The organism is Streptomyces sp. M2CJ-2 (genome assembly GCF_016757295.1).
In the GTDB taxonomy this organism is placed as follows: Bacteria; Actinomycetota; Actinomycetes; order Streptomycetales; family Streptomycetaceae; genus Streptomyces.
Genome location: NZ_JAESIF010000004.1, coordinates 36,222 through 51,854 on the forward strand (window position 1 = coordinate 36,222; position 15,633 = coordinate 51,854).

The window sequence follows — 15,633 nt, forward strand, 5'->3', positions numbered from 1 at the left end:
GCATGCGGGGTGCTGCGTCTCGTCGTACGAAGACTGCTCCAGCTCATACCCACGCTGCTCGGCCTGTCGGTACTGCTCTTCCTGTGGCTCGACCGGCTGCCCGGCGGACCCGCCTCAGCGATCCTGGGGGAAAAGGCCACCGAGGCCGAAGTAATCCGCATCAACCGTGCGCTCGGGCTGGACCAGCCCGTCTACGTCCAGTACTGGCGCTTCCTCAAGCGCATCGCCGAACTCGACCTGGGCACCTCCACCCAGACCGGACAGCCGGTGTGGGACGAGTTCGCCCAGCGCTTCCCCGCGACCGTGGAGCTGTCCCTCCTCGCGATCCTCATCGCCGTGGTCGTCGGCATCCCGCTCGGTTACTTCGCCGCCCGCAACCGCGGCGGCTGGCTCGACGTCACCGCGGTCTCCGGTTCGCTCATCGGCATCTGCATCCCGGTCTTCTTCCTTGCCCTGATCCTCAAGAGCGTCTTCGCCGTCGAGCTCGGGTTCTTCCCCGTCTCCGGACGCCAGGAGACCGGCATCGACGCCACGAGCGTGACCGGTCTCGCCGTCCTGGACGGCATCCTCACCGGGGAGTTCGACGCCACCGGGGACGCGCTCCACCACCTGGTCCTGCCTGCCGTCGCCCTGTCCTCCATCCCGCTCGCGGTCATCGTGCGCATGACCCGCGCCAGCGTCCTCGAGGTGCAGGACGAGGACTACGTCCGCACCGCCGAGGCCAAGGGCCTCAAGCGGAGCGTCGTCCGCGGCCGGCACGTGCTGCGCAACGCGATGCTCCCCGTGGTGACCGCGGTCGGCCTGCTCACGGGCTCCCTGCTGTCCGGCGCGGTCCTGACCGAGTCCGTGTTCGACTTCGGCGGTATCGGCTCCTTCATCCGGACCGCGATCGACGGCCGAGACTACCCCGTGCTCGTCGGGTTCATCATGTTCATCGCGATGGTGTACGTCCTGATCAACCTGCTGGTGGACGTGGCGTACAGCCTCATCGACCCGAGAGTGCGGGTGCACTAGCGTGAGCGTCGCCACCAAGACCGAGAAGATCCAGCGCCTCGCGGAACTGACCGCGACCAAGGAGACCGGCACCGGCGCCAGCCTGTGGCGGGAAGCCTTCCGCCGCCTGAGGCGCAGCAAGATGGCGATCATCGGCGCGGCCGTCATCGCCCTGTTCGTCCTCGTCGCGATCGTCGGGCCCTACCTCACCCCGTACGCCCCGACTGCCCAGACCTGGCGGGGCGAGGTCTTCCCCAACCGGGGTGAGTTCGTCGGCCCGCGCGGCGGGAACTGGTTCGGAGTCGACCACCTCGGCCGGGACATGTTCTCCCGCATGCTGGTCGGCGCCCGCCAGACGCTGCTCGTCGGCGTCGTCGCCACGCTCATCGGCCTGACCATCGGCTTCCTGATCGGTGGCTTCTCCGGAGCCGCCGCCACCCTCGGCGGCGACACCGGAAGGCGCATCGACTCCGTCATCATGCGCTTCATCGACATGATGCTGGCGATGCCCTCGCTGCTGCTGGCCGTGTCCATCGCGGCCGTCATGGGCCAGTCGCTGACCACCGTGATGATCGCCGTGGGTGTGGTCCAGATCCCGGTGTTCGCCCGGCTGCTGCGCGGCTCCATGCTGGCGCAGGGCGGCGCGGACTACGTGCTCGCGGCCAAGTCCCTCGGTGTGCGCAAGCGGCGCATCGTGGTCTCGCAGATCATCCCCAACTCGCTCAGCCCGGTGATCGTGCAGGCCACGCTCTCCCTGGCCACCGCGATCATCGAGGCGTCCGCCCTGTCCTACCTGGGCCTGGGCAACCCCGACCCGGCCATCCCCGAGTGGGGCGTCATGCTCGCCCAGGCGCAGCGCTTCTTCGACAACGCGCCGATGATGGCGGTCTACCCCGCCGTCGGCATCATCATCACCGCCCTCGGCTTCACCCTCCTCGGCGAGGCCATGCGGGAAGCCCTCGACCCGAAGCTGAGAGGCTGAACCACCATGTCTCTGCTCACTGTCGACGAACTGACCGTCACCTTCGGCGGCCGCGGCCGCAAGGAGTCCCGGGCGGTCGACGGCGTCTCCTTCGAGGTCGACCAGGGCCAGGTCGTGGGCCTGGTCGGCGAGTCCGGCTGCGGAAAGTCCGTCACCTCCCTGGCCCTGATGGGCCTGTTGCCCCCCAAGGGCGTCACGATCGGGGGCCGCGCCGAATTCGACGGCACGGACCTGTTCACCATGAGCCCGTCCGCCCGCCGCGACCTGCGCGGCAGCGAAATGGCGATGATCTTCCAGGACCCGCTGTCCTCGCTCAACCCGGTCGTGCCGCTCGGCGTGCAGGTCACCGAGATCCTGGAGCGCCACCGCGGGATGAAGGGGGAGGCCGCCCGCAAGGAGGCCGCCCACCTGCTGGACCGGGTCGGCATCCCCGACCCGACCCGGCGGCTCAAGGAGTACCCGCACCAGCTCTCCGGCGGTATGCGCCAGCGCGCGCTGATCGCCATGGCGGTGGCCTGCGCCCCGCGCATGCTCATCGCCGACGAGCCCACCACGGCCCTCGACGTGACGATCCAGGCGCAGATCCTGGAACTGCTCAAGGAGCTCGTGGACCAGGAGGGCACCGCCCTGCTGATGATCACTCACGACCTCGGCGTGGTCGCCGGCCTCTGCGACCAGGTCAACGTGCTCTACGCGGGCAAGGCCGTGGAGACCGCCGGGCGCCGCGACCTGTTCGCCCACCCCACCCACCCCTACACGCACGGACTGCTGGGCTCCATCCCGCGCCTGGACTCGCCCCGGGGCGAGTCCCTCAAGCCCATCCGCGGCTCCATCAACGACCGCGTAGCCTGGGCCGACGGCTGTGCCTTCGCGCCGCGCTGCGACCGGTACGAGATGGGCTGCCTGACCGGCACCCCGCAGCTCACCGAGCCCCGCACCGCCGGTCACCAGGCGCGGTGCGTCAACCCTGTGCTCGACGACGCGAAGGCCGAGGAGGTCCCCGCATGAGCCTGCTCGAACTGGACGGCGTCAAGGTCCACTTCCCCATCAAGAAGGGCGTGCTGTTCGACCGTACGGTCGGCCACGTCTACGCCGTGGACGGGGTGTCCCTGAAGGTCGAGGCCGGTGAGACCTACGGCCTGGTCGGCGAGTCCGGCTGCGGCAAGACCACCCTCGGGCGGTCCGTGCTGCGACTGGTGGACATCACCGAGGGGTCCGTCGTCCTCGACGGCACCGACCTGGCGAAGCTGCCCGGTGAGGAGATGCGCCGCTTCCGGCGCCGGCTCCAGATGGTCTTCCAGGACCCGCTGGGCTCGCTCAACCCCCGGCAGAACATCGAGTCGATCCTGTCCGAGGGCATGGTCGCCCACGGCATCGGCAAGAACCAGGAGGAGCGCCGCGAGAAGATCAAGTCGATCCTGGAGCGGGTCGGCCTGCCCTCCAACGCCCTGGCCCGCTACCCGCACGAGTTCTCCGGCGGCCAGCGCCAGCGCATCGGCATCGCCCGCGCCCTCGTCCTCGAACCCGACGTGATCATCTGCGACGAGCCGGTCTCCGCGCTCGACGTGTCGATCCAGGCCCAGGTCATCAACCTGCTGGAGGAACTCCAGGAAGAACTCGGCCTGACCTACCTGGTGATCGCCCACGACCTCGCGGTCGTCCGGCACATCTCCGACACGATCGGCGTGATGTACCTGGGTTCGCTGGTCGAGGAGGCGTCGAGCGACACGCTGTACGCCGAGCCCAAGCACCCGTACACCAAGGCCCTGATGTCGGCGGTGCCGGTGCCGGACCCGGAGGTGGAGGACAAGCGCGAGCGCATCCTGCTCACCGGCGACCTGCCCTCCCCGGCGAACCCGCCCAGCGGCTGCCGCTTCCACACCCGCTGCCCCTGGGCGCAGGCCGAGCGGTGCGCGACCGAACGGCCGGAACTGAAGGACGTCGGCGGCGGTCACCGGGTGGCCTGCCACTACACCGCCGAGATCGCGTCGGGAGAGCTGAAGCCGACCCGGCCGATGGACATCGAGGCCGTCACGGAGACCGAGGCCATCGAGGACGCGCTGGTGGAGCGGATCGAGGGCGAAGCGGAGGGCCCCACCGCGCTCCTGCCGGCCGACTCGACGACCAAGCCGGACGCCGCCGTGGTCAAGGAGAAGGTACCCGCGGCGGCCGAGGCCCCGGGCGACCCGACGGCCGACGCCGTCGCGAAGGACCAGGACGTCGCGGCGCCGGACGCGTCCGGTGAGGGTTCGGCCGGGATCGACTGACGGACCGCCACATCCCTCGGATTCCCGGAGCACCGGACGGAGCTGAACCGTTCGGTGCTCCGGGAACTCCTCGGGCCGCACGTCCGTGCCACCCCTCGCCTTGCTTTACAAGGCGAGGGGTTCCTGCTGAGTGAGAATGTGAAAGTGCTCCAGCAACTCTTCAGCCCGTCCCTCCTGCACGCGCTCGACCTGATCGGCATCTTCGTCTTCGCGATCTCGGGTGCCCTGCTGGCCGTCCGCAAGAACCTCGATGTCTTCGGCATGGCGGTCCTCGCGGAGGCCACCGCCCTCGGCGGCGGACTCTTCCGGGACGTGGTCATCGGCGCCGTGCCGCCCGCCGCCTTCACGGACCTGGGGTACTTCGTCACCCCGCTGCTCGCCGTGGTGCTGGTGTTCTTCCTGCACCCGCACGTGGAGCGCATCCAGAACGCCGTCAACTTCTTCGACGCCGCCGGGCTCGGTCTGTTCTGCGTCGTCGGCACCGCCAAGGCGTACGACTACGGGCTCAGCGTGACCTCCTCCGCCTGCCTCGGCCTGGTCACCGCGGTGGGCGGCGGCGTGGTGCGGGACGTGCTCGCCAACGAGGTGCCCTCGCTGCTGCGCTGGGACCGCGATCTCTACGCGGTACCGGCGATGGTCGGCGCGACCATGGCGGCGCTGTGCATCCGCTTCGACGCGCTGAACTCGTTCACCAGCACCCTTTCCGTGCTCACGGCGTTCACGCTGCGGCTGCTGGCGTTGCGGTACCACTGGCGGGCGCCCCGCGCGTGGCAGCGGCGCTCGACGGCCCGCGAGGAGGAGTAGGACGGGCCGACGCAGGGGAGGACGTCCGACAAAGCTACCGCTTAGTAGCTACTTCTTGTACTCTTCATCCATGCCAGAAGCAGCCTCCGCCCGGGTCGCGAGCCGGGCCACCGTCGGTGACAGCGAGTTCGACCGCGACACCGCGGTGACGCTCCGCGCGCCGGGCGTCTACGACGTCGACCTCTCCGACGGCTGGACGATCATCAACGCCGTCAACGGCGGCTATCTGCTGGCCGTCCTGGGCCGCGCCCTCGCCGACGCCCTGCCGCACCCGGACCCGTTCACCATCTCCGCGCACTACCTGACCGCCTCCCGGCCGGGCCCGGCGGTCGTCCGCACCGAGACCGTGCGCACCGGGCGCACCCTGTCGACCGGTCAGGCGTCCCTCCTCCAGTACGACGACGAGGGCCGCGAGGTCGAACGCATCCGCGTACTGGCCTCCTACGGCGACCTGGACACCCTCCCCGACGACGTCCGCACGGCGGCCCGGCCGCCCGCGCTGCCGCCCATGGAGCAGTGCTTCGACCCCGAGGACGGTCCGACCCCCGTCGACGGCAGCTCCGCCATCACCGAGCGGCTGATGCTCAAGCTCGACCCGTCGACCCTCGGCTGGGCCCTCGGGCAGCCCTCCGGCAAGGGGGAGATGCGGGCCTGGTTCGGGCTCGCCGACGGCCGGGACGCCGACCCGTTCTCCCTGTTGCTCGCCGTGGACGCGCTGCCGCCCACCGCCTTCGAGATCGGGCTCACCGGCTGGGTCCCCACGGTCGAGCTGACGGCGCACGTCCGCTCCCGTCCGGCGCCCGGCCCGCTGCGGGTGTCGATCACCACCCGCAACCTCGCCGGCGGCTTCCTGGAGGAGGACGCCGAGGTCTGGGACAGCACGGACCGGCTGGTGGCCCAGTCCCGCCAGCTCGCCCGCGTACGGCTGCCCTGAGGGGTCCGGCAGGCATCGTGCCGGGGCTGCCGGGTCCGCTTGTCCTCAATGTGGCCCTCGGCCTCGGTGGCGTGGAGCTGTCGGCCCGGCCGGCGTTCCCGCAGGTGAGCGACGTCGTTCCGGGGGGCTTCTGAGCCGGGGCGCTCGAACCGGCGTCGTTTCCCGGCCGACCGCGCCCCCGGGGCCGCCGGACAGGGCCCGTAGAATCGGGCTCACCATGGCATACCTCGACCACGCCGCGACCACCCCGATGCTTCCCGAGGCGGTCGAGGCACTCACCGCGCACCTGGGCGTCACCGGCAACGCCTCCTCCCTGCACGCGGCCGGCCGGCGCGCCCGCCGGAGCGTCGAGGAGGCCCGCGAAACCCTCGCCGAAGCCCTCGGCGCCCGCCCCAGCGAGGTGGTGCTCACCTCCGGCGGGACCGAGGCCGACAACCTCGCGGTGAAGGGCCTGTACTGGGCCCGCCGTGACGCGGAGCCGGCCCGCACCCGCGTCCTCGCGAGCCCCGTGGAGCACCACGCCGTCCTCGACGCCGTGCACTGGCTCGGCGAGCACGAGGGCGCCACCGTCGAGTACCTGCCGGTCGACTCCCACGGCCGGGTCCACCCGGACGCGCTGCGCGAGGCGATCGCCCGCAACCCCGACGACGTCGCCCTGGCCACCGTGATGTGGGCGAACAACGAGATCGGCACGCTGCTGCCGGTCCGTGAACTCGCCGAGGTCGCCGCCGAGTTCGGCGTTCCGCTGCACTCCGACGCGGTCCAGGCCTTCGGCCAGGTGCCCGTGGACTTCGCCTCCTCGGGGCTCGCCGCGATGACCGTCTCCGGCCACAAGATCGGCGGCCCGTACGGCATCGGGGCGCTGGTCCTGGGCCGCGAGCACACCCCCGTGCCGGTGCTGCACGGCGGAGGTCAGGAGCGCCACGTGCGCTCCGGCACGCTCGACGTGCCCGCGGTCGCCTCCTTCGCGGTGGCCGGCCGACTGGCCGCCGAGCAGCAGGAGTGGTTCGCCCGCGAGGTCGGAGCCCTCCGCGACGACCTGGTCGCCGCGGTCCGCGAGGCCGTCCCGGACGCCGTCCTCGGCGGCGACCCCTCGCCCGGGGGGCGGCTCCCGGCCAACGCCCACTTCACGTTCCCCGGCTGCGAGGGCGACTCCCTGCTGCTCCTGCTCGACGCCCAGGGCATCGAGTGCTCCACCGGTTCCGCCTGCACGGCGGGCGTCGCCCAGCCCAGCCACGTCCTCCTGGCCACCGGCACCGACCCGGACCTGGCCCGCGGCACCCTCCGCTTCTCCCTCGGCCACACCTCCACCCGGGCCGACGTCGAAGCCCTGGCCAAGGCCATCGGCCCGGCAGTGGAACGGGCCCGGGCGGCGGGGCTCAGCTAGGCCCCGTCCGGGCACGACAACGACCTACGAGGCGGGTTCCCTTCGCCGGTATGACCCGGATCAGGTGACTAGGGGTCGCCTTCCGGTCCAAATGCGACCTTCCGGCCTCTCAGCCCGACCGTCGATGTCGGCACCAGCGGAAGCCGCAACCTCACGCTGAAGTCGGCTACTCCGGTCGAACTCCCTCACTCGTCTCGTAGGCCTGTTTTCATAATAGAACGTCCACCGCTGGAGGGAAGAGTCCGGATTGAGATTTTTCATCCTTTTTTCGGGTGGCGGGGTCAGGCCGTCGCCGTGCGCGCCTGACGTACGAGTTTCATGTAGCGGTCCCAGTCCCAGTGCGGGCCCGGGTCGGTGTGATCCGTCCCCGGCACCTCGATGTGGCCGATGATGTGCTTCCGGTCGACGGGTATGTCGTAGCGCGCGCAGATCCGGGCCGTGAGCCGGGCGGAGGCCTCGTACATCTCGTCCGTGAGGTCCTGCGGCCGGTCCACGAACCCCTCGTGCTCGATGCCGATGCTGCGCTCGTTGTAGTCGCGGTTCCCCGCGTGGTACGCCACGTCGAGCTCGCGGATCATCTGGGTGATCCGCCCGTCCTGCCCGACGACGTAGTGCGTGGCCGCCCGGTGCCCGGGGTCCTGGAACGCCCGCACCGCGCTGTCGAAGCTGCCCTGGGTGACATGGACGATCACCATCTCGATGCCGTAGTCGTCGGGCCGGTCCGCGCGCCGCCAGTTGGCGTCCGAGGCCGCGACCCAGCGGGCACCCGAGAAGTCGACCGCGCCCGGCTCGCGCGGCTTCTCGATCCCGGGCACACGCCACCACAGGCGGCCCAACTCGTCCCGCGCCAGCACGGCGGTGCCCGCGGCGGCAGCCACCCCGCCGACGATCAGGGCGCGCCGCCCGATGCGCCGGTCGCCGTCCTTGGAAGCTCTTCTCTCCCCCATGCCGGCCACAACGGATATCCGGTGGCTCCGGTTCCCGTGCCCCGTACCCTGGAGGGGTTATGACTGAAATCCCGCAGCCCTCCAGCCCCCGCCCCCGCCCCCTCCGGGTGCTGGCCGCCATGTCCGGCGGAGTCGACTCCGCCGTGGCCGCCGCCCGTGCCGCCGAAGCGGGACACGACGTGACCGGCGTCCACCTCGCGCTCTCCGCGAACCCCCAGTCCTTCCGCACGGGCGCGCGGGGCTGTTGCACCATCGAGGACTCGCGCGACGCCCGCCGCGCCGCCGACGTCATCGGCATCCCGTTCTACGTGTGGGACCTCGCCGACCGCTTCCGTGAGGACGTGGTGGAGGACTTCGTCGCCGAGTACGAGGCGGGCCGCACCCCCAACCCGTGCCTGCGCTGCAACGAGAAGATCAAGTTCGCCGCGCTGCTGGACAAGGCGCTGGCCCTCGGCTTCGACGCCGTGGCCACCGGCCACTACGCGCGGGTGGTCACCCTGCCCGACGGCACGCGAGAGCTGCACCGCGCCTCCGACATGGCCAAGGACCAGTCGTACGTCCTGGGCGTGCTGGACGACCGGCAGCTCGCCCACGCGATGTTCCCGCTCGGCGACACGGTCACCACCAAGGAGGAGATCCGCGCGGAGGCCGAGCGGCGTGGGCTCGCGGTCGCCAAGAAGCCCGACTCGCACGACATCTGCTTCATCGCCGACGGCGACACCCAGGGCTTCCTCGCCGACCGCCTGGGCCGGGCCGAGGGCGACATCGTCGACGAGTCCGGCAGCAAGGTCGGCACGCACGAGGGCGCGTACGGCTTCACCATCGGCCAGCGCAAGGGCCTGCGGATCGGCACCCCCGCCCCCGACGGAAAGCCCCGCTACGTCCTCGACATCTCCCCGGTGACCAACACCGTCACCGTCGGCCCCGCGGACGCCCTCGACGTCGGCGCCCTCACCGCGATCAACCCCCGCTGGTGCGGCACCGCCCCGACCGGCCCCGGCACCTACACCGCCCAGCTCCGCGCCCACGGCGACGAGACCGAGGTGACGGCGGAACTCGTCGACGGCACCCTGGAGGTGTCGTTCGCGGAGCCGGTCCGAGGAGTCGCCCCCGGCCAGGCCGTCGTCCTCTACGCGGGGACCCGCGTCGTCGGCTCCGCCACCATCGCCACGACCTCCCGCGCGAAGACCCCCACGACGGTCTGACCCCGGGGCGTCCGACGGGGCCGGCGCGGTGAGCTCGCCGAAACGGTGCCGGGCCCGGCCGCCCGGGCCGTCCGTGCTCGCCGCCTGACCGCGGTGCCGTTCGGGGCCTCAGCGGGCGAAGAAGTCCGTCAGGACCGGGGCCAGGACGTCCGGTTCGACCATGTGGGTCTGGCCGGCCAGGGTGCGGCAGGTGCCCCGGGGGGCGGCGTCCGCGATGGCCCGGGCGGCCTCGCGCATCCAGGCCGGACTCGCGTCGCCCGCGATGGACAGCACCGGCACGGGGATCGACGCCAGCAGCTTCACGGGGACACCGCCGCCGCCCATGACGGCGTCGTCGTGGGCGAGGCTCGGCGCCATCGACTCCATACCGGCCCACATGGGGGACTGCCGGGCGCTCTGGATCACCGCCTCGCCGAGCCCGGTGAGGCGGAGGAAGAGCTCCACCGCGTCCCCGCGGCGCCCCTCGGCGAGTGCCTGCGTCAGGCGCTCGGTGTACTGCGCGCGCTCGCGCAGGTCCTCCTCGGACATCGCGTACGGCGTCTCGTACACGGCGACATGGCGCACCGGCAGACCGCTCGCCGCCGCGCGCAGCGCCAGCGCGCCGCCCGAGGAGACGCCGTACAGCGACGCCTCCCCGCCCATCGCCGCGATCAGCGCCGCCAGGTCCTCGACCTCGCGTTCCACCGCGTACGGCGGGGTGTCCCCGCTCGCCCCGCGGCCCCGGCGGTCGTAGACGACGACCCGGAACCGCTCCGAGAGCGGTGCGGCCAGTGGCGCCACCGTGGCGCCCGTCGACATCGCGCCGCTGACGAGGACGACCACGGCACCCCGTCCGGCGCTCTCGTGGGCGATGAGGGTGCCGTCACGCGAAACGATGTTCTTGTCCATGTCTCCGCAGACTGCCGCACCGCGGCCCGATCATGGGTGAGGCGGGCCGCGCGTCCGTCGATCGCAACCCTTCTATCCGATCATCGGACTTCCACGTCGTAGAAACACAGGTGGTCCTTGATGTCGCCGACGGCGGACTTCGGGTCCGGGTAGGCCCAGACGAGATCGGCCGCGTCCGGGCGGGACCAGTAGGAAGCGGTGCCCTTGAAGGGGCAGTGGGTGTGGGTCCCGGACGGGGTCAGCAGGTCGAGCCGTACGTCCTCGGGCGGGAAGTAGTACCGAGCGGGGCAGCCCGTCTCGCGCAGCACCAGCGCCCGATCGCTCTCGGCCAGGACCTCCCCGCCGTGCACCACGCGCACGTGCCGGTCGCTCCGCTCGACGGTGATGCGGTGCCCTCGGGGTTCTCGGGGTTCTCGGGTCACGATCGCTCCTCCTCGGCCGTCCGCCTGTTGCCGGTACAGCGCACACCGGCCCCGGGTTCTTCCAGGGGGCTCGGTCGGGGCGCCGGGCCGGGCCCGTACTGTGGGCCCGTGAACATCTGTGTCTTCCTCTCCGCGGCCGACCTCGACGAGCGTTACACGGGCCCCGCGCGGGAGTTCGCCCGACTGCTGGGCAAGGGCGGCCACACCCTGGTGTGGGGCGGTTCCGACGTCGGTCTGATGAAGGTCGTCGCCGACGGGGTGCAGGAGGCGGGCGGACGGCTCCTCGGCGTCTCGGTGGAGTTCCTGGCGGCGACGGCACGCCGGAACGCCGACGAGATGGTGATCGCCCCCGACCTGGCGGAGCGTAAGCGCCTGCTCCTCGAGAAGGCCGACGCGGTGGTGATCATGGTGGGCGGTACCGGCACCCTGGACGAGGCCACCGAGATCCTGGAGCTGAAGAAGCACGGGCACACGGACAAGCCGGTGGTCCTGCTGAACACCGCGGGCTTCTACGACGGCCTCAAGACGCAGTTCCGGCGGATGGAGGACGAGGGCTTCCTGCCCCGCGCCCTCACCGACCTGGTGTTCTTCGCCGAGGACCCCGTAGGCGCACTGGCGTACCTGGAGGAGAGCCAGGGCATCGAGTGACCCGCCGATGATGCGAGCATGGCGGGCATGGCTACACATGTGATCACCGGAGCGGGCTCCGGCATCGGCGCGGCCGTCGCCCGCAGGCTGCACGCGCGCGGGGACGAACTCGTGCTGCACGCGCGCGAGGCGGGGCGGGCGAAGGAGCTGGCGGCCGCGTTCCCCGGGGCACGGACCCTCGTCGGCGACCTGGCGGAACCCGAGAGGCTCAGCTGGGCCTTCTCCCACCAGTCGCTCCCGGACCGGGTGGACTCCCTGCTGCACATCGCCGGCGTCGTCGACCTCGGCACGGTCGGCGAGCTGACCCCGAAGACCTGGCGGCACCAGCTCGACGTCAACCTCGTCGCCCCCGCCGAACTCACCCGCCACTTCCTGCCCCAGCTCCGCGCGAGCCGGGGCCACGTGGTCTTCGTCAACTCCGGCGCCGGGCTGAACGCCCACGCCCAGTGGTCCGCCTACGCGGCCTCCAAGCACGGCCTGAAGGCGCTCGCCGACTCGCTGCGCCAGGAGGAGCACGGCAACGGAGTCCGCGTCACCTCGGTCTACCCCGGCCGCACCGCCAGCCCCATGCAGGCCAAGGTCCACCAGCAGGAGGGCAAGGACTACGACCCCGGCCGGTGGATCGACCCCGAGTCGGTCGCCACGACCGTCCTCATGGCCCTCGACCTGCCCGGGGACGCGGAGGTCAACGATCTGACGGTACGGCCGGGACGCTGACCCCAGGGGCGTAGGACCGGGACGCGGGATGCCCGGACCGTTCCGTACGCTTCTCCGGTGAGCGATAACAGCCAGTTCAGCTTCGGGGCCGCGACCGGGGTCGGGTCGATGCCGGGCGGGGACGCCCGCGAGGCCGTCAAGACCGTCACCGGAAGCTTCGAGGACTTTCCGTTCCTGCCCGAACTGCCCGCCCGGGGACCCGGCGCGGACATGATCGGACGGACCGCCGGGATGCTCGTCGAGCTGTACGCGCGCGTGGAGCCCAGCGGCTGGCGGATCGGGGACCGGCCGGGGCGGGACACCAGGCGGGCCCGTTCCTGGCTCGGTGAGGACCTCGACGCGCTGGAGGAGTTCACCCAGGGGTACGAGGGCCCGCTGAAGGTGCAGGCCGTGGGTCCGTGGACGCTCGCCGCCCAGCTGGAGCTGAGGAACGGGGAGGCCGCCCTCTCCGACCCCGGCGCCTGCCGTGACCTCACCGCCTCGCTCGCCGAGGGGCTGCGTCTGCACCTCGACGAGATGCGGCGCCGGGTGCCCGGCGCGCGGCTCGTCCTCCAGCTCGACGAGCCGTCCCTCACCGACGTCCTGCGCGGCCGGGTGCGCAGCGCCAGCGGCTACCGCACCCACCGCGCGGTGGACCGGCAGCTGGTCGAGGCCGCGCTCCGGGACGTCGTCGGGGTGCACGACGACGGGCCCGTCGTGGTCCACTCGTGCGCGCCGGACGTACCGTTCGCCCTGCTGCGCCGGGCGGGCGCGCAGGCGATCTCGTTCGACTTCTCGCTCCTCACCGAGCGTGACGACGACACGATCGGAGAGGCGGTGGAGAGCGGCACCCGGCTGTTCACCGGGGTCGTGCCGGGCACGGACGGCCCGCTGTCAGACCCTGCCGGTAGCGTCATGGGTGTCAGAACGCTGTGGCGCAGGCTGGGGCTGCGGCCGGACCTTCTCCCGGAGGCGGTCACGGTCACTCCGGCGTGCGGACTCGCGGGGGCCTCCCCGGAGTACGCGCGCAAGGCCTACGCGCACTGCGTCCGGGCGGCGAGATCCCTGGCGGACAACCCAGAGTAACGGGAGGACACACGGTGGCGGGTGACAAGCAGGCGGAGACGACGAGCGTGCCGGCCGAGGCACGGGAGCAGCACGCCAAGCTCGCTGAGCAGATCGAGGAGCACCGCTTCCGGTACTACGTGAACGACGCGCCCGTCATCAGCGACGCCGAGTTCGACCGGCTGCTGCGGGAGTTGGAGGCGCTGGAGGAGGAGCATCCGGAGCTGCGCACGCCCGACTCGCCGACCCAGAAGGTCGCCGGGGCGTACGAGACGGAGTTCACCTCCGTGCAGCACGTCTCGCGCATGCTCTCCCTCGACAACACCTTCAACGACGACGACCTCGCCGCATGGGTCGAGCGCATCCACAAGGAGCTGGGCGAGCAGAAGTTCCACTTCCTGTGCGAGCTGAAGGTCGACGGCCTGGCCGTCAACCTCACCTACGAGCGGGGCCGGCTCGTCCGCGCGGCGACCCGGGGCGACGGCCGCACCGGCGAGGACATCACGCCCAACGTCCGTACCATCGCCGAGATCCCGGACCGGCTGGGGGGCGACGAGGTGCCCGACCTCGTGGAGATCCGCGGCGAGGTCTATTTCCCGATGGAGAAGTTCCAGGAGCTCAACGCGCGGCTGGTCGCGGCCGGTGACAAGCCGTTCGCCAACCCGCGCAACGCGGCGGCCGGTTCGCTGCGTCAGAAGGACCCGCGGGTCACCGCCACCCGCCCGCTGCACATGGTGGTCCACGGCATCGGTGTCCTGGAGGGCTACAAGGGCATGACCCGCCTCTCCCAGGGCTACGACCTGCTCAAGACCTGGGGCCTGCCCACCTCCGAGCACAACAGGGTCGTCGACGGTCTCGCCGGCGTACGGGAGTTCATCGCGTACTACGGCGAGAACCGGCACTCCGTGGCGCACGAGATCGACGGAGTGGTGGTCAAGCTCGACGAGATCCCGCTCCAGGGCCGTCTCGGCTCCACCTCGCGCGCCCCGCGCTGGGCCATCGCGTACAAGTACGCGCCCGAGGAGGTCAACACCAAGCTGGTCAACATCCGCGTGGGCGTGGGCCGTACGGGCAGGGTCACGCCGTACGCGCAGGTCGAGCCGGTCACCGTGGCCGGTTCCGAGGTGGAGTTCGCCACGCTGCACAACCAGGACGTGGTCAAGGCCAAGGGTGTCCTCATCGGTGACACGGTGGTGCTGCGCAAGGCCGGTGACGTCATCCCGGAGATCCTCGGCCCGGTCGCCGACCTGCGGGACGGCAGCGAACGCGAGTTCGTGATGCCGGCCGAGTGCCCGGAGTGCGGCACGCCGCTGCGCCCGATGAAGGAGGGCGACGTCGACCTGCGCTGCCCCAACGCCCGCACCTGCCCTGCCCAGTTGCGGGAGCGGCTGTTCTACCTCGCCGGGCGCAAGGCGCTGGACATCGAGCACTTCGGCTATGTGGCCGCCGCGGCGCTGACCGGGCCGCTGGAACCGAAGGAGCCGCCGCTGAGGGACGAGGGCGACCTGTTCGACCTCACCGTCGAGCAACTGCTGCCCATCAAGGCGTACGTCCTCGACCAGGACAGCGGTCTGCCCAAGCGGGATCCGAAGACCGGAGACGAGAAGATCGCCACCGTCTTCGCCAACCAGGAGGGCGAGCCGAGGAAGAACGCGGTCGCGATGCTGGCGAACATCGAGGCGGCCAAGGAGCGTCCGCTGGCCCGCGTGCTGACCAGTCTGTCGATCCGTCATGTCGGCCCGGTCGCGGCGGAGGCGCTGGCCCGCGAGTTCCGCTCCATCGACCGCATCGAGCAGGCCACCGAGGAGGAGCTGGCGGGCACCGAGGGGGTCGGCCCGACCATCGCCGCCTCCCTCAAGCAGTGGTTCGCCGAGGACTGGCACCGCGAGATCATCCGCAAGTGGCGGGCGGCCGGTGTCCGCATGGAGGACGAGGGGTCCGGCGAGGACGAGGGCCCGCGTCCACTGGCGGGACTGACGGTCGTGGTGACCGGCACCCTGGAGCACTACACCCGGGACGGCGCGAAGGAGGCGCTGCAGACCCGGGGAGCGAAGGTGACCGGTTCGGTCTCGAAGAAGACGTCCTTCGTCGTCGTGGGAGACAATCCCGGGTCGAAACACGACAAGGCGATGCAGCTCAAGGTGCCGGTTCTGAACGAGGAGGGCTTCACCGTTCTTCTCGAGGAAGGGCCGGAAGCCGCCTCCGACGTGGCACTTCAGGCCGAGGAGTAGCGGTGGGAGGCCACCCGATCGGCGCATACCAGACGCATACGGGTGGCTGGGGCGCATTCGGGCAACCGTCGGCGACCGGTGCCCCTGAAAGCCCTCTGCGGCCTAGTGTTGGGATGTGCGCCTGCCGTGCCCAGCTGCGGTCGGGGCATCCCTGTGTTCATGAC

General features: G+C 71.4%; 15 protein-coding genes and 1 riboswitch. Of the genes, 12 read left to right on the forward strand and 3 right to left on the reverse strand.

Annotated features, from left to right (window positions below; genetic code table 11):
- Positions 1–9: 9 nt before the first annotated feature.
- The 7 genes from JL475_RS05735 to JL475_RS05765 all read left to right on the forward strand — a co-directional run bounded on the left by JL475_RS05735 (position 10) and on the right by JL475_RS05765 (position 7,367).
- Positions 10–1,014, forward strand: a complete 1,005-nt coding sequence (locus tag JL475_RS05735) for an ABC transporter permease (RefSeq protein ID WP_202276021.1) — start codon at positions 10–12, stop codon at positions 1,012–1,014.
- Position 1,015: 1 nt separating this feature from the next.
- A complete protein-coding gene (locus JL475_RS05740; protein ID WP_202276023.1) occupies positions 1,016–1,975 on the forward strand; it encodes an ABC transporter permease in 960 nt (319 codons plus the stop codon).
- A 6-nt stretch (positions 1,976–1,981) separates the two neighbouring features.
- The gene (locus JL475_RS05745; RefSeq protein WP_202276025.1) at positions 1,982–2,983 is read left to right on the forward strand and encodes an ABC transporter ATP-binding protein; all 1,002 of its coding nucleotides are present in this window, start codon (positions 1,982–1,984) and stop codon (positions 2,981–2,983) included.
- The gene (locus JL475_RS05750; protein ID WP_202276038.1) at positions 2,980–4,242 is read left to right on the forward strand and encodes an ABC transporter ATP-binding protein; all 1,263 of its coding nucleotides are present in this window, start codon (positions 2,980–2,982) and stop codon (positions 4,240–4,242) included. The genes JL475_RS05745 and JL475_RS05750 overlap by 4 nt, the downstream gene beginning before the upstream one ends.
- Before the next feature lie 144 nt (positions 4,243–4,386).
- A complete protein-coding gene (locus JL475_RS05755) occupies positions 4,387–5,046 on the forward strand; it encodes a trimeric intracellular cation channel family protein (RefSeq protein WP_202276040.1) in 660 nt (219 codons plus the stop codon).
- A gap of 70 nt (positions 5,047–5,116) precedes the next feature.
- A complete protein-coding gene (locus JL475_RS05760; RefSeq protein ID WP_202276042.1) occupies positions 5,117–5,980 on the forward strand; it encodes a thioesterase family protein in 864 nt (287 codons plus the stop codon).
- 217 nt (positions 5,981–6,197) lie between these two features.
- Complete coding sequence (locus JL475_RS05765; RefSeq protein WP_202276044.1) at positions 6,198–7,367, forward strand: cysteine desulfurase family protein; 1,170 nt, start codon at positions 6,198–6,200, stop codon at positions 7,365–7,367.
- Positions 7,368–7,387: 20 nt separating this feature from the next.
- A riboswitch (TPP riboswitch) is annotated at positions 7,388–7,564 on the reverse strand.
- Between the two features lie 84 nt (positions 7,565–7,648).
- Here JL475_RS05765 and JL475_RS05770 read toward each other — a convergent pair.
- Positions 7,649–8,314 (reverse strand): N-acetylmuramoyl-L-alanine amidase, encoded by a 666-nt coding sequence (locus JL475_RS05770; RefSeq protein ID WP_202276046.1) that lies wholly within the window; start codon positions 8,312–8,314, stop codon positions 7,649–7,651.
- Positions 8,315–8,373: 59 nt separating this feature from the next.
- On the opposite strand from JL475_RS05770, the gene mnmA reads away from it, so the two are divergent.
- A complete protein-coding gene (mnmA, locus tag JL475_RS05775) occupies positions 8,374–9,519 on the forward strand; it encodes a tRNA 2-thiouridine(34) synthase MnmA (RefSeq protein ID WP_202276048.1) in 1,146 nt (381 codons plus the stop codon).
- Between the two features lie 108 nt (positions 9,520–9,627).
- Here mnmA and JL475_RS05780 read toward each other — a convergent pair whose 3' ends face one another.
- Both JL475_RS05780 and JL475_RS05785 read right to left on the reverse strand, forming a co-directional pair.
- Positions 9,628–10,407: an alpha/beta fold hydrolase gene (locus tag JL475_RS05780; protein WP_202276050.1), complete on the reverse strand. Its 780-nt coding sequence runs from the start codon at positions 10,405–10,407 to the stop codon at positions 9,628–9,630.
- 80 nt (positions 10,408–10,487) lie between these two features.
- Positions 10,488–10,829, reverse strand: coding sequence for a DUF427 domain-containing protein (locus tag JL475_RS05785; RefSeq protein WP_202276052.1), 342 nt, complete (start codon positions 10,827–10,829; stop codon positions 10,488–10,490).
- Positions 10,830–10,937: 108 nt separating this feature from the next.
- Here JL475_RS05785 and JL475_RS05790 point away from each other — a divergent pair, with 108 nt between their 5' ends.
- The 4 genes from JL475_RS05790 to ligA are packed head-to-tail and all read left to right on the forward strand — an operon-like array spanning position 10,938 to position 15,469.
- The gene (locus JL475_RS05790; protein ID WP_202276054.1) at positions 10,938–11,477 is read left to right on the forward strand and encodes a TIGR00730 family Rossman fold protein; all 540 of its coding nucleotides are present in this window, start codon (positions 10,938–10,940) and stop codon (positions 11,475–11,477) included.
- 18 nt (positions 11,478–11,495) lie between these two features.
- Positions 11,496–12,194, forward strand: a complete 699-nt coding sequence (locus JL475_RS05795; RefSeq protein ID WP_202276056.1) for an SDR family oxidoreductase — start codon at positions 11,496–11,498, stop codon at positions 12,192–12,194.
- A 57-nt stretch (positions 12,195–12,251) separates the two neighbouring features.
- Positions 12,252–13,259 (forward strand): methionine synthase, encoded by a 1,008-nt coding sequence (locus JL475_RS05800; RefSeq protein ID WP_202276058.1) that lies wholly within the window; start codon positions 12,252–12,254, stop codon positions 13,257–13,259.
- A gap of 14 nt (positions 13,260–13,273) precedes the next feature.
- Positions 13,274–15,469: an NAD-dependent DNA ligase LigA gene (gene ligA / locus JL475_RS05805; protein WP_202276060.1), complete on the forward strand. Its 2,196-nt coding sequence runs from the start codon at positions 13,274–13,276 to the stop codon at positions 15,467–15,469.
- Positions 15,470–15,633: the final 164 nt, after the last annotated feature.

Bases quoted from the DNA above. Each gene is read 5' to 3' on its own strand.
- JL475_RS05745 (WP_202276025.1), top strand. From the start codon at position 1,982: ATGTCTCTGCTCACTGTCGACGAACTGACCGTCACCTTCGGCGGCCGC.
- JL475_RS05760 (WP_202276042.1), top strand. From the start codon at position 5,117: ATGCCAGAAGCAGCCTCCGCCCGGGTCGCGAGCCGGGCCACCGTCGGT.
- JL475_RS05750 (WP_202276038.1), top strand. From the start codon at position 2,980: ATGAGCCTGCTCGAACTGGACGGCGTCAAGGTCCACTTCCCCATCAAG.
- JL475_RS05770 (WP_202276046.1), bottom strand. From the start codon at position 8,314: ATGGGGGAGAGAAGAGCTTCCAAGGACGGCGACCGGCGCATCGGGCGG.
- JL475_RS05780 (WP_202276050.1), bottom strand. From the start codon at position 10,407: ATGGACAAGAACATCGTTTCGCGTGACGGCACCCTCATCGCCCACGAG.
- mnmA (WP_202276048.1), top strand. From the start codon at position 8,374: ATGACTGAAATCCCGCAGCCCTCCAGCCCCCGCCCCCGCCCCCTCCGG.
- JL475_RS05795 (WP_202276056.1), top strand. From the start codon at position 11,496: ATGGCGGGCATGGCTACACATGTGATCACCGGAGCGGGCTCCGGCATC.
- JL475_RS05765 (WP_202276044.1), top strand. From the start codon at position 6,198: ATGGCATACCTCGACCACGCCGCGACCACCCCGATGCTTCCCGAGGCG.